This is a genomic window from Fibrella aquatica, from assembly GCF_041321135.1.
GTDB lineage: Bacteria > Bacteroidota > Bacteroidia > Cytophagales > Spirosomataceae > Fibrella > Fibrella aquatica.
Genome location: NZ_JBGGWF010000011.1, coordinates 1 through 13,525, shown reverse-complemented (window position 1 = coordinate 13,525; position 13,525 = coordinate 1). Strand labels below are relative to the sequence as shown.

Below are 13,525 nucleotides of genomic sequence, written 5' to 3'. Positions count from 1 at the left end.
ATGGTCACTCAATCTTCTTTTACCGCATTAACCCAACAGATCGACGAATATAAACGCCGGTATTTTCAGAATCAGTTGATCAAAGGGTCGTTGCTCTTTCTGGGTATTCTGTTGGCAACCTATCTACTCTTGAACACAGTTGAGTATTATGGCCGGTTCAGTACACCTGTTCGAGCCTTCATGCTGTTTAGTTATATCGGCCTGTTTTTGGCGGGTATGTACGGCTACGTGTTGAAGCCATTGATGGGCTTATATGGTCTTCGTAAACCTATATCCGACGAATTGGCAGCTCAGCAAATTGGCCAGTTCTTCCCCGAAATTGGCGACAAACTGCTGAACACGCTCCAGCTTCGTAGCCTGACTAATGACCAGAGTGACCTCCTGAAGGCTAGTATTGAGCAACGCTCCAGTCAGTTGTTGATCACGCGTTTTTCGTCAGCTATTCAGTTGAACAAGAACCGCCGCTTCCTGAAATATGCCCTCATTCCGGCGTCAGTGATTGGCGGTATTCTGTTACTGTATCCGGCCTTCTTCACCAAAAGTTCGTCGCGCATCGTGCAGTTCGATAAAGAGTTTGTGGAAGAAGCTCCTTTCCGGTTTGTTCTCGACTCAAAACGACTTGAAGCTTTCCGTAATGAAGATTTTACGCTTAAGCTGCATTTGGAGGGAGACGCCGTTCCCGATGCGGTTTATCTTGTCTTGAACGATACCCGTTTTAAGCTCGAGAACGTGGGCAAGAACGCCTACGCTTACACGTTCGATAACGTACAGCGTGATCTTGATTTCCAGGTTTCTGCGGCGGGCTTTAACTCCCAAACTTACCAACTCGAGTTATTGGATCGCCCTTCAGTTCTTTCGTTCGATGTCTCACTAACATACCCATCTTATTTGGGTAAGCCGGCCGAACAGCTTTCAAACGTCGGCAATCTGCTTGTTCCTGAAGGAACTACTGTTCAATGGAAATTCCTGGCCGACCATGCTGATTCATTGGCAGTGCAGTTTGCGCCGGGTGGTACCGTACGTGCCTCTCAGGTAGAAGATAACGCGTTTGGTTTATCACACCGCGCGCTCCAATCAGGTACGTATTCGCTAAATCTGATGAATCGTCATGCCCGCAATGGGGGAGACCTGACCTACTCGATTCAAGTTATTCCAGATCGTTTTCCGCAGATCAATCTTCAGAAAACACAGGACTCAGTCACTTACAACTACATCGGCCTCTACGGCCTTATTACAGACGATTACGGCTTCTCAAACCTGAAATTGGTGGCTACCGTCACCCGCGCCGATGGAGCCTCGAAACAAACCTTTACGCGGCCTATTCCTATCGCGACCTCAACCACGTCGCAGAATTACGTGTATAACTGGAGTCTCGACAGCTTAAAGCTCCAACCCAAAGACAAACTCGATTATTACGTTCAGGTTGCTGATAATGATGGCGTTCACGGGCCGAAAACGACCCGTTCAGCCGTAATGACCTTTGCCGTTCCTTCGCTTGAACAACTACAGGCACAGGTTGACGAATCGGCCGATAAGACCGAACAGCAGATGGATGCCGCCATGAAAACGGCGCAGGCGATCAAGAAGGAGCTGACTCAGTTAGAGGAGCGGATGCGCACTAAAAAATCGTCAGACTTTCAGGATAAGAAGCAGCTTCAGGATATTCTGCAGAAGCGCGACGAGTTGATGAATGAGATTGAGAAGTTGCAGGAGCAGTTCAAGAAAACGAACGATACTCAGCAACGAATGAATCCGCAGCAGCAGGAAGCGATGAAGCAGAAGCTGGAGCAATTGCAAAAGTTATTCGATCAGATGCAGGACCCTGAGTCGAAGAAGCTGTATGAAGAGCTGAAACAGATGATGGAGAAGAAGCAGGATGAGCGTTCTTCTGAACTGATGAACAAGCTGAATCGGAAAGAGCGCAATCTGGAAAAAGAGCTTGACCGTGCCCTGAAAATGTTCAAGCAGATGCAGCAGGATCAAAAAGCGCAGAACGCAATTAAAGAGCTGGAGAAGCAGGCCGAGAAACAGGAAAAGCTCGCCGAGAAGAACGAGAAAGAAGAAGCTAAAAAAGACCCCGCCTCTTTAGAGAAGCAAAAAGAAGAGCAAAAGAAAGCGGAAGAGGAGTTCAAGAAACTTCAGGAACAGCTTGACAAATTGAAACAGGAAGCTGAAAAAGAAAAGCTATCATCACCTGACCCTCAGAAGGAGGAGCAAGAGGAGATTGAGAAACAGATGGACGAGTCGAAAAAGGAGTTGGATAAAAAGGAGCAGAAAAACGCCGCCAAGTCTCAGAAGAAAACGGCCAAGTCGATGCGCAACATGGCCAAGTCGATGGAAGAATCGATGGAGGGCATGGATATGAAAAGCATGAGCGAAAACCTGGACGATCTCCGAAATCTGCTCGATAATCTCATTACACTTTCATTTACTCAAGAACGGTTGATGCGCGACTTCAGGAGCATGAGCCTTCAGGATCCTCGTGTTTTAAAATTGTCTCAAGAGCAAATTCGGTTGCAGGATAACGCTAAAGTGCTTGAAGATAGCTTGAACTCGCTCGCCTCACGAGAGCCTCAAATTCAGCCTTTTGTGACCCGGGAGTTAACCAACATGCGTTACTACATGGACGAGAGTTCACGGTTTTTGAAAGAGCGTAGACTCAGTATGGCATCTGCCCGTCAGCAATCGTCAATGACATCTATCAACAATTTATCATTGATGTTGAATGATGCATTCAAACAAATGCAAGCGCAGATGAATGCCATGGCCATGCCAGGATCAGGTAAGAGTAAAGGAAAAAGTAAAGGCGAGCAACCATCTCCAGGTATAGGGGAAAAGCAACAGCAACTGAATGAGCGCATTCAGCAACTTTCTCAAGGCGGCAAACAGGGCCGGGCTTTATCGGAAGAACTATCTCGTTTGGCTGCCGAACAGGGTGTTCTACGCGATATGCTCAAGGAGCTTCAAGACAAGGCCAAAGGCACCGAAGCAGGTAAGCAACAAGCTGAACAGGTGCAGGACTTGATGAAGAAGATGGATGAAACCGAAACGGATCTTGTCAACAAGCGGTTGAATCCAGTTGTCAATAACCGTCAGAAAGATATTCTTACCCGGTTGTTGGAATCTGAGAAGGCTTTGCGTCAACAAGAAGAAGATCCAAAGCGTCAGGGGGAAGCGGCTAAACAACAGAATGTTAGTCAACCAGCATTCATTGTTCCTGATTTACAGAATCGCTCTCGTCAAGTTGAGGCGTTACGAACTGTTTCGCCTGCTTACAACTTATTCTATAAGCGGGAATCTAATCGCTATCTGCAGAAGCTAACCAAGTAGTGTTTGCTCGTTTTTTATGTTTTTGCAAAAGTTTCCACGTGGAACATTTTTAAATTTTCACCAATGTTTAATGAATATGATGTTGTCGTAGTAGGGGCAGGGCACGCAGGTTGCGAAGCAGCGAATGCTGCTGGCACGATGGGTTCCAGCGTATTGCTCATCACGATGAACATGCAAACAATTGCGCAGATGTCGTGCAATCCAGCTATGGGAGGCGTAGCAAAAGGGCAGATTGTTCGTGAAATAGATGCCTTAGGCGGTCAATCTGGAATCATCAGCGATAAAACGATGATTCAATTCAGGATGCTCAACCGGTCTAAAGGCCCGGCTATGTGGAGTCCGCGTTGCCAAAGCGATCGTCAATTATTCGCTCAGGAATGGCGCGATACGTTGGAAAGAAATCCTAATGTAGACTTCTGGCAAGATACCGTTGACGAAGTCATCGTGAAAGATAATCGCGTAGTAGGCGTGAAAACCGCCATGGGTGTTGAGGTTAGGGCTAAATCAGTTGTGCTGACAAACGGTACATTTCTGAATGGACGCCTGTTTATCGGCGAAAAGACCTTCGGCGGTGGACGGACAGGCGAACGATCAGCAACCGGATTAACGGAACAACTGATTGGGTTAGGCTTTGAATCGGGCCGAATGAAAACCGGTACACCACCTCGGGTAGACGGACGCAGTCTGGACTACACAAAGATGGAAGAACAACTGGGTGATGATAACCCAGGCAAGTTTTCGTACACCAATACACCGGCTTTAACTAAACAACGGTCGTGCTGGATTACTTATACGGATGGTGCCGTTCACGATGTCTTAAAAGAAGGCTTCGAACGTTCACCCATGTTTACAGGCAGAATCAAAGGATTAGGCCCACGGTATTGCCCGTCGATTGAGGACAAAATCAACCGATTTGCTGATAAAGACCGGCATCAGATCTTCGTTGAACCAGAGGGATGGAACACTGTAGAAGTGTATGTCAACGGCTTTTCCACGTCGTTACCCGAAGATATTCAGTACAGAGCGCTGACCAAAATAGCCGGTTTTGAAAAGGCAAAGATGTTCCGTCCAGGCTATGCGGTTGAATATGACTTTTTCCCGCCAACGCAGCTGAAGCAAACGCTAGAAACGCAATTGGTAGCCAACCTATTCTTTGCAGGGCAAATCAATGGAACAACGGGGTACGAAGAAGCTGCTTGCCAGGGCCTGATGGCTGGTATCAATGCGCACCGAAATACGCATGAATTAACGCCCTTCACCATCAGTCGGTCAGAAGGATATATCGGTGTATTGATCGATGACCTGATTACCAAAGGCACCGAAGAACCATACCGAATGTTCACCTCGCGGGCCGAATTCAGAACCTTACTCCGGCAAGACAATGCCGATCTGCGATTGACCGAGAAGGGCCACGAAATTGGTTTAGCTGATGACGACCGCCTCCAGACAATGCGGTTGAAGAAAGCCGGGATTGAACAGCTAACCACTATTTTCCGGCAAGCAAAGCTTCGCCCGGAAGAAGTGAACGACTGGCTTGCTGCCAGAGGCTCGGCTCCCTTACGTGAAAAATCGGTTGTGCTAAGCCTAATCAAGCGGCCGGAAATCGATGCTGTAGATGTTCGTCAATTGCTCGAACTGATCGGGGCTTCCGGAGAATTTGTGCCCGCCTCGTTCAGCACCGAAACATTGGAACAAGCCGTGATTGAGATTAAGTATGACGACTATTTAAGCCGCGAACGGCAAAACGCTGAGAAGTTAACCAAGTGGGAATCACTGGAAATCACGCCCATGTTTGATTTCGATAAGGTAAAAGCACTATCATTCGAGGGCCGTGAGAAACTCAAGAAACTTCGGCCTCAAACCATTGGTCAGGCTACACGGATAAGCGGCGTGAGCCCATCCGATATTTCTATATTATTAGTTTACATGGGTCGCTAATCGTGGAAGAATTACAGGAATGTCCGGCTTGTTCAGGTACGTTGTTTACACCGTACCTGACCTGTCAGGATCAGTTAGTCAGTCAAAAACAGTTTGTCATTCAGCAGTGCAATCAGTGTACGTTGCTCTTTACCAATCCTCGACCAACCGCCGAAACCATCGGTTCGTACTATAAGTCTGACACCTATATCTCTCACGACGACACAAAAAAGGGAGTCGTTGACACTATATACAGAACCGTCCGTTCCTACGCGTTAAGCCAAAAAGAGAGTTGGATCAGGTCGATGAATGGTGGGGCAGGGGCGTTGCTCGACTATGGTTGTGGCACAGGAGCCTTCATCAAAGAGTGTCAGAAGAAAGGGTGGAGCGTTACCGGCTTCGAGCCAGATCCTGACGCCCGTCGACTATCTGAAGAACGGATAAGCCAAAAAATCTTAAAAGACAGCGACGAGATAAGGAGTTTGGCGAAGCTTGACGTTATTACATTATGGCACGTGCTGGAACATGTGGCTGACCTGAAAGAGACAGTAGCCATGCTGACGGATAAACTCAAAACAGGCGGTCATCTGGTAATCGCCGTACCAAATCCTGCTTCGAAAGATGCAGCCCTTTATGGCTCAAGTTGGGCCGCTTATGACGTACCCAGACATTTGTACCACTTCACGCCATCAGTTTTAACAGCCTTAATTGAAACGTTCGGTCTAAAACTCCAAAAGAGCTTACCTATGCGGTTCGATGCCTATTACATCGCCATGTTAAGCACGAAGCATCGGGACGGAAGAATTAATTATGCAGAAAGCATAGCAAGTGGAATACGATCCAATGCCGCTGCCAGTAAAACGGGTAACTACTCAAGCCTCACCTATGTGTTCAGGAAACTCTAACAATATGAAATCAACCGCTTACCGAACGCCTTCCTTGTGGGGCGTTTTCTTATTACTATGCATCTCCATTTTTGCCAGTAACTGCGCGCAGATAGCTCAACCACCCGGTGGGAAGAAAGACACCCTTGCACCCAAACTGATTGATAGTAATCCAAAAATGAGGGCTAAAAGCGTGAAGCCCAAGCAGGTTGAATTGTTCTTTGACGAGTACATCAACGTTGAAAACCTGCCTCAAAAAACAATCATTACGCCTGGAAGCGGGATGACATTCGATTATCGGGCGAAGCCAACGAGCGTGGTGCTAATCTTCAACGAACCTCTGAAAGACAGCACAACTTACACGATCAGTTTCACTGACGGTATCCGTGATGCTAGTGAACGAAACCCGGCAACTAATCTAAAATTGGTATTTAGTACGGGTGATCAATTAGACTCGTTAAGCCTCAGTGGAACGGTCTCTAACGTGACTACAGGCACCACGGTCGAAGGCGCACTCGTCGGACTGTATGCTCCCCGCGATACGCTTGATGCACAGCGAAATAAGCCCGTCTATTACACCAAAACGGATACGGCGGGCCGATTTGTTATCGAGAATATTAAGGCCGGAGAATACGATGTTTTATCGTTTACAGACAAGAACAACAACTTCCTATTCAACCCGAATGGCGAAGATATCGGCTTTTTAAAAGAGCGGGTAAAGCTCGATAAGTCAGTGAGCGGGCTTTCGATCGAGCTCTTCGAGCAGAATACTACACCCATTCGTATTCAGCGAACTGATTCACGGTCTGACAGTTACGTACTGAATCTGAACAAGGGAGTAAAAACATACTCGATCAGTTTTCGAAATCCGGCAGATAGCCTACCATCCATTCAACCGGCAGTTAATCAGATCAAATTCTTCAGAACAAAAGAGACAACGGATACCCTATCTATTTCGCTGACAGCAGTCGACTCACTTGGACTCTCAAATACCCTTAAACATACAATCAGCTTCAGGCAGAAAAGCAAGCGGGAAAAGCCTGAAGAGTTTACGTTCAAACCAGAGCCAGTGCCAAATGATGCAGTAGAGCCAAACTTCTCGTGGAAACTACTGTTCAATAAGCCACTTGGAAAGGTGAGTGAAAAGCAAATTCAATTCTCGATCGATAGCCTTTCCACAGCCGACTTAAGTTCATTCACGTCGGCTATAGGTATGCAGCAAACCGAGTTAACAACCAGAATAGCTACTAAAGCCCGGAAGTTCATTCGAATAAAGCTGAATAAAGATGCTTTCGAGAGTGTGATGGGCGATACCATTACTGCTGTAACGATTACATACCCAATTATTGATCCAGAGAATTTTGGTGTATTGCGTGGTCGAATCACTACTAAAGAGCCGAACTACATCCTGGAGTTGATAGACGAGCGAAAGATTGTTGTGCAGCGACTGAGGAACGTACCTGCCTACGAATTAAAAAATATCAAGCCGGGTAAATATAGACTGCGACTCATCATCGACACAAACAATAACGGGATTTGGAACACAGGACGTTACGAGCAACGGATAGCCGCTGAACCTATTGTGTATTATCCAGGTGTGATAGTAATCAAGCAGAACTTCGAGTCTGACAATACAGACCTTACATATTAGAAAAGGTCAATGAAAACTATATTTTTCGCCAGTTTTCTGTGGAGAATAGAGTGGAAAACATTGGCTAAACTGTGGATAACCAAATAAAGTAAGAAACCGGAATGTGGATGAAAGAAGCGTTCTTCACAATTCGTTGTTATCCACAAGAGATAGTGTGCAGAACAAGCAGGTTGTGAACGGCTCCCAAACAAGTTATCAGTCTTCTGAAATGTGGACAGTCTTAATCCACAAATACGCGCTGGCTTATTGTGGGAAATGTTGATAACTTGGAAAAAGCGTTCAAAGCGTGTCAAACAGGCCAAAAGAGCATGGATAACCCCGTGGATAACTCGTAGAGCTTATACACAATTGGCATAGATTTTAGTGGACAACCATGTTGTACACTTATGCACAGCCATAATAGAGACATTAAAAGGGTTTAGAAACCAAAACTATAAAATGAAAAATAGGGCTTGTGGAAAGATTTTGCTGGGGTTCCTGCTTTTGGTCAGCCAGCTGTCGTGGGGTCAAAGCGAGCAAGACCTGGCCGACGAATACTTCAAAAATGGAGAATTCGAAAAAGCTGCGGTCGAGTATGGGAAGCAAGTCCGAAAAAATGAAGAAAACGGGGGGCCGGCCTGGCAAACGGTGAACAGATATGTTACCAGTTTGAAAAAATCCAAAAAAGCGGATGAAGCCGATCGGCAGTTGAAAAAGTGGGCTAAAGGCGAGGGCAACCTGAAAACGTATGCCCTGTTGTTGACTGGCAGTAATGCGCAGGAAACGGGCGATACCATGACTGCAAAGAAGCAGTTTGCTCAGGTTTATGAGCTATCGAAAGGTGATCCGATGAAGATAGCACGGGCTGGCGAGCTATTCGAGGACGTCAGCGCCGCTGATTGGGCCATACAGGCCTATCAGAGAGGCCAACAACTTACAGAAGACCCAACCTTTCACGCAGAGGATTTGGCTAGCTTATATCGCAGTAAAGGCGATACCAAACGGTGGATAGAAACGCTGCTGCCTTTGTCGCAGAAACCAGATCAACGAGAGCGGGTGCAGGGCGCCTATCAGGCACTTATCAACACGAAGGAAGAAGCATTGCTTGAGCAGGTTCTGTATGACCGAGTGCAGAAAGAGCCGGAGTCTATCGCCACCAATGATATGCTGACCTGGTACTACCTACAGAAGCAGAAGTTTAGCCGGGCACTGTTGCAGGAGAAAGCCATGGATAGGCGCCTGAAGCTATCGGGGGCCAAAGTGTTTGAACTAGCCCAGTTAGCCATGACTAATCGGGAATATAAAACTGCCATCGACTCCTACGAGTACATTATCCAGACTTATCCACAGGGTACTTTCTATCCCTACGCCCGTCGAATGATAATCAATGCCCGTGAAGAGCAAGTGAAAAATGTATATCCAATCGAGAAAACGGAAATAAGGAAACTTATCCACGATTATCAGCGGGTATTGAGTGATGTGGGTATTACGCCTAAGACACTGGATGCGCTTCGTAACTCGGCAAACCTGTACGCTAACTACCTTGATGAGAAAGATTCAGCTTTGGTCATGCTGGATAAAGCCATTGCAATGGGGAAAAGTGACCCGCTATTTGTGGATAAGTGCAAGTTGGACAAGGGTGATGTATATCTGCTAAAGAACGAACCTTGGGAATCGACCCTGCTGTTTTCACAAGTGGAAAAATCACAAAAAGATGATCTGTTGGGATATGAGGCTAAACTAAAAAACGCCAAGCTTCACTATTACCGCGGCGATTTTACGTTAGCGAAGGGTGTCCTCGACGTGTTGAAAATGGCCACCACGCGTGAGATCGCCAACGATGCCGAACAGTTGAGTATGCTGATTCTGGATAACACCGGCCTCGACAGCACAGAAGCAGCCATGAAGGAATACTCGGCCATTGATCTCCTTCTGTTCCAAAATAAGCTGGATGAGGCTACCAATCAGATCAACGTGATGTTGAAAAAGTACGAAAAGCATACGTTAGCCGACGAGCTTATCTGGCTACAGTCAAAGATCTATGTAAAAGAAGGCAAGATCGACCAGGCCATAGCCAACTTGAAGACAATTGTGGATAAGTACCCGCTGGATATCCTGGGCGATGATGCGCTATACGAGATGGCGAAGCTCACAGATGAACGAAAGAAGGACAACGTAGAGTCGCTGAAGCTGTATCAGCAGTTCCTGACAACGTACCCAGGAAGTTTATTCGCTGCTGATGCCCGCAAGCGTCTCCGTCAGCTACGAGGCGATCAAATCAACTAAGCCTACTTATCAACAAACAGAAACGGGCCGACTCTTCATATCGAAGGGCCGGCCCGTTTCTGTTTGTTGATAAGTAGGCTTAAACTAACTCAAGCAAAGACTCCTTAAAGGCGTTGAACGTACCTGGAATGGCAATAGCGTGTTTCTCGCGTTGAGAAAGCACCGCTAGGCGTTCAGGTACGTCAACGGCATGGCCAAAGATGGTATCCACAACCGGGCTGAATTTGGCCGGATGAGCAGTTGCCAACGCTATACCACAGTTATCCACATGTAATTGTTGATAACTTTCAAGCCCAAGTAAACCAACAGCCGTGTGTGGACAAGCGATATAATTGTACTTGTCGCGTAGGTGAATCATCTCGTCAACTGTCTGACCATCAGTAAAGTAAACACCAGAAACAAGGTCGCTCATCTGATCGAAATTGTCTTCGAAAAGGCGTTGCAGTCGCACAAAATTACTTGGATTGCCTACGTCCATAGCGTTAGAGAGGGTTGCCAGCGACGCCATCGGTGCATACTGTCCGGATGTGAGATAATCAGGAACAACCTTGTTCAAATTAGTCGCTGCCACAAACGCCTGAACGGGCAATCCCATACGCCACGCAAGCACACCTGCGCTTAAATTTCCAAAGTTTCCACTAGGCGTAGAGAAGACAGCCGGTGCGTGATCAGCCTTCAGTTGAGCAAGTGCCCTGAAGTAATAAAAGCTCTGTGGAATAAGCCGGAAAATATTGATTGAATTAGCCGATGAAAGTGAGAACGCTCTTGTCAGATCTTCATCTAGAAAAGCAGCCTTCACCATCGCCTGACAATCATCGAACGAACCATCAACCTCAAAGGCGTGGATATTACCGCCTAGCGTGGTCAATTGCTTTTCCTGAAGCTGACTAACCCGGCCTTTCGGATACAGAATAGACACCCGCACGCCAGGTACGTTATGGAAACCCATTGCCACAGCACCGCCGGTATCTCCAGACGTAGCAACCAGAATATGAACCTCACGAGACTGGGTTGCCGAGTAGATCGACATGAGCCCCGCCATAAACCGAGCGCCAACATCTTTAAAAGCCAGGGAAGGACCATGGAAAAGCTCAAGAACGTATTTCCGATTAGCTTCGAGTTCAACCAGGGGCGTATCGAAAGGAAAGGCATGCGTGACCAATTCCTCGATCTGAGCAGGAGTAAGGTCATCTTGCAGCCAGAGCTTCGTCAACTTGTACGCAATTTCGGCCAGCGATTGATTGGTAATGCCCTCCATAAATCCATCTGGTAACTGCGGAATAGAGGTAGGCATATAAAGGCCTTTATCCTGAGGAAGGCTATTGAACAGCGCTTCCTGAAGAGAAACAACGTTGGCCGAATTGTTAGTACTATAAAAAGTCATGAGCAGCGATTAGCAAAAAAAAGTGGTTGCAAGTTAGGGGTAAAGCCCCTGAAACAGAAAGCGAAAATCAATCCAGCTTCGTTAGAATGAGTCGGAAAAGAACGCTTAAAGGGTAGCTATTTGTTACGTTTGCAAGAGACAAACTAAAAACGATGATAAACGGAATTACGGGTGTACCCCAGCCTTTGAACGAACCGGTAAAAGAATATCGGGTTGGCTCACCAGAACGCAAAGCCTTACAGGACGCTCTTAAAGCGGCTAAATCCATCGAGCAGGATCTGCCTATGTGCATTAACGGAGAAACTGTTTTCGGAAGTAAAAAAGTCCGGGTTTCGCCGCCACACGAGCATGCGCATACATTAGGCTATATACATGAAGGCGATGCCTCACATGTACACCAGGCAATAGACGCCGCTTTGCAGGCGCGCGAAAGCTGGTCATCAATGCCGTGGGAGCAACGAGCCAGTATATTTCTAAAAGCTGCCGATCTGCTTGCCGGACCGTACAGGGCAAAGATCAACGCGGCAACGATGTTGGGCCAGTCGAAGAATGCGTATCAGGCCGAAATTGACGCTGCCTGTGAGTTCATTGACTTCCTGCGTTTCAACGTCCACTACATGACGGAGATATATTCGCAGCAGCCCTACTCGCCACCGGGCGTTTGGAATCGATTGGAATACAGAGCATTAGAAGGATTTATTTTCGCGTTGACACCGTTCAATTTCACGGCAATTGCCGGTAACCTACCCACATCAGCGGCGCTGATGGGGAACGTGGTTGTCTGGAAACCGGCCTATACGCAGGCGTATTCGGCGCAAGTGATCATGGAAGTATTGCAGAAAAGCGGCTTGCCTAACGGTGTTATCAACCTGATTTATGTAGATGGTCCTGAGGCAGGAGAGGTAATCTTCAAACATCCTGACTTTGCCGGTATTCACTTCACGGGTAGCACAGGTGTGTTCCAGACTATCTGGAAAACAATCGGTGAGAACATTAGTAAGTACAAGACGTACCCACGGATTGTCGGGGAGACGGGCGGTAAAGACTATATCCTAGTTCACAACACGGCCGATGTTACAGAGTCGGTGGTGGCCATGATTCGGGGAGCGTTCGAGTATCAGGGACAGAAATGTTCGGCAGCATCCAGAGCCTATGTACCTGTCAGCTTGTGGCCAGCCATAAAAGAACAGCTACAGGAAGAACTCGCCAAGCAGACAACGGGAAGCGTGGAAGATTTCAGCAACCTCGTCAACGCGGTCATTGATGCAAAGTCGTATAAAAAGATAACAAGCTACATTGATAAGGCAAAAGCCGATGGTCAAACGATCATAGCGGGCGGTAACTACAGCGATCAGGTCGGCTACTTTGTTGAGCCAACCGTAATCGAAGTGAGCGACCCCAAATATCAAACCATGTGTGATGAGTTGTTCGGGCCTGTACTATCCGTTTATGTGTACGACGATGCGAAGCTGGATGATGTGGTAAACCTGATCGACACTACGTCACCATATGCCTTAACAGGAGCGATCCTAGCAAAAGACCGGCATGTGATTACGGAGCTAACCGCAAAGCTGGTGAACACGGCTGGCAACTTTTACATCAACGATAAGCCAACTGGAGCCGTTGTTGGGCAGCAACCTTTCGGTGGCGCAAGGGCTTCTGGCACCAATGACAAGGCTGGATCAGCGGTTAATTTGATGCGGTGGGTATCGATGCGAACAATAAAAGAAACGCTAGTTTCCCCACGTTCAGTGAGTTATCCATTTATGGAAAAAGATTTTTAAATTATTTTCAGTCTAGGGCTTGCGTAAAGCTAATTGTCACCCTACCTTTGCAGTCCCAAATCGATAGAAACAGCGCACAACGGTGAGCAAGTTTATCAAACAGGGATCAGTTCTTTGGCGTATTGGCAGAATAGTAAAGCACAAATCGTGCTAAAAACATAGTAGTTACTTTCGAGTAGCTACGCACATATTTACGATGGAGAGTTTGATCCTGGCTCAGGATGAACGCTAGCGGCAGGCCTAATACATGCAAGTCGGACGGGCAGCAATGCCAGTGGCAAACGGGTGCGTAACGCGTAAATAACCTGCC

7 protein-coding genes and 1 rRNA gene are annotated in these 13,525 nt (G+C 47.1%); 7 read left to right on the top strand and 1 reads right to left on the bottom strand.

Features of this window, described 5'->3' with window-relative positions; all coding sequences use genetic code 11:
- The 5 genes from ACAW87_RS20585 to ACAW87_RS20565 all read left to right on the top strand — a co-directional run bounded on the left by ACAW87_RS20585 (position 1) and on the right by ACAW87_RS20565 (position 10,047).
- Complete coding sequence (locus tag ACAW87_RS20585) at positions 1–3,330, top strand: DUF4175 family protein (protein ID WP_370725528.1); 3,330 nt, start codon at positions 1–3, stop codon at positions 3,328–3,330.
- Positions 3,331–3,393: 63 nt separating this feature from the next.
- A complete protein-coding gene (gene mnmG, locus ACAW87_RS20580; protein WP_370725527.1) occupies positions 3,394–5,268 on the top strand; it encodes a tRNA uridine-5-carboxymethylaminomethyl(34) synthesis enzyme MnmG in 1,875 nt (624 codons plus the stop codon).
- Between the two features lie 2 nt (positions 5,269–5,270).
- Positions 5,271–6,152 carry a class I SAM-dependent methyltransferase gene (locus ACAW87_RS20575; RefSeq protein ID WP_370725526.1) on the top strand — a complete coding sequence of 294 codons (882 nt, stop codon included), beginning with the start codon at positions 5,271–5,273 and terminating at the stop codon, positions 6,150–6,152.
- A gap of 4 nt (positions 6,153–6,156) precedes the next feature.
- Positions 6,157–7,782, top strand: coding sequence for an Ig-like domain-containing protein (locus tag ACAW87_RS20570; protein WP_370725525.1), 1,626 nt, complete (start codon positions 6,157–6,159; stop codon positions 7,780–7,782).
- Between the two features lie 438 nt (positions 7,783–8,220).
- Complete coding sequence (locus tag ACAW87_RS20565) at positions 8,221–10,047, top strand: tetratricopeptide repeat protein (protein ID WP_370725524.1); 1,827 nt, start codon at positions 8,221–8,223, stop codon at positions 10,045–10,047.
- Positions 10,048–10,126: 79 nt separating this feature from the next.
- On the opposite strand, the gene thrC is transcribed toward ACAW87_RS20565, so the two are convergent.
- The gene (gene thrC / locus ACAW87_RS20560) at positions 10,127–11,431 is read right to left on the bottom strand and encodes a threonine synthase (protein ID WP_370725523.1); all 1,305 of its coding nucleotides are present in this window, start codon (positions 11,429–11,431) and stop codon (positions 10,127–10,129) included.
- A gap of 152 nt (positions 11,432–11,583) precedes the next feature.
- On the opposite strand from thrC, the gene pruA reads away from it, so the two are divergent.
- Positions 11,584–13,215, top strand: coding sequence for an L-glutamate gamma-semialdehyde dehydrogenase (gene pruA, locus ACAW87_RS20555; RefSeq protein WP_370725522.1), 1,632 nt, complete (start codon positions 11,584–11,586; stop codon positions 13,213–13,215).
- Between the two features lie 193 nt (positions 13,216–13,408).
- A 16S ribosomal RNA gene (locus ACAW87_RS20550) occupies positions 13,409–13,525 on the top strand; the annotation flags it as partial.

Excerpts from the sequence above, each read along its gene's own strand:
- ACAW87_RS20585 (WP_370725528.1), top strand. The coding sequence starts at position 1 with ATGGTCACTCAATCTTCTTTTACCGCATTAACCCAACAGATCGACGAA.
- mnmG (WP_370725527.1), top strand. The coding sequence starts at position 3,394 with ATGTTTAATGAATATGATGTTGTCGTAGTAGGGGCAGGGCACGCAGGT.
- ACAW87_RS20570 (WP_370725525.1), top strand. The coding sequence starts at position 6,157 with ATGAAATCAACCGCTTACCGAACGCCTTCCTTGTGGGGCGTTTTCTTA.
- ACAW87_RS20565 (WP_370725524.1), top strand. The coding sequence starts at position 8,221 with ATGAAAAATAGGGCTTGTGGAAAGATTTTGCTGGGGTTCCTGCTTTTG.
- thrC (WP_370725523.1), bottom strand. The coding sequence starts at position 11,431 with ATGACTTTTTATAGTACTAACAATTCGGCCAACGTTGTTTCTCTTCAG.
- pruA (WP_370725522.1), top strand. The coding sequence starts at position 11,584 with ATGATAAACGGAATTACGGGTGTACCCCAGCCTTTGAACGAACCGGTA.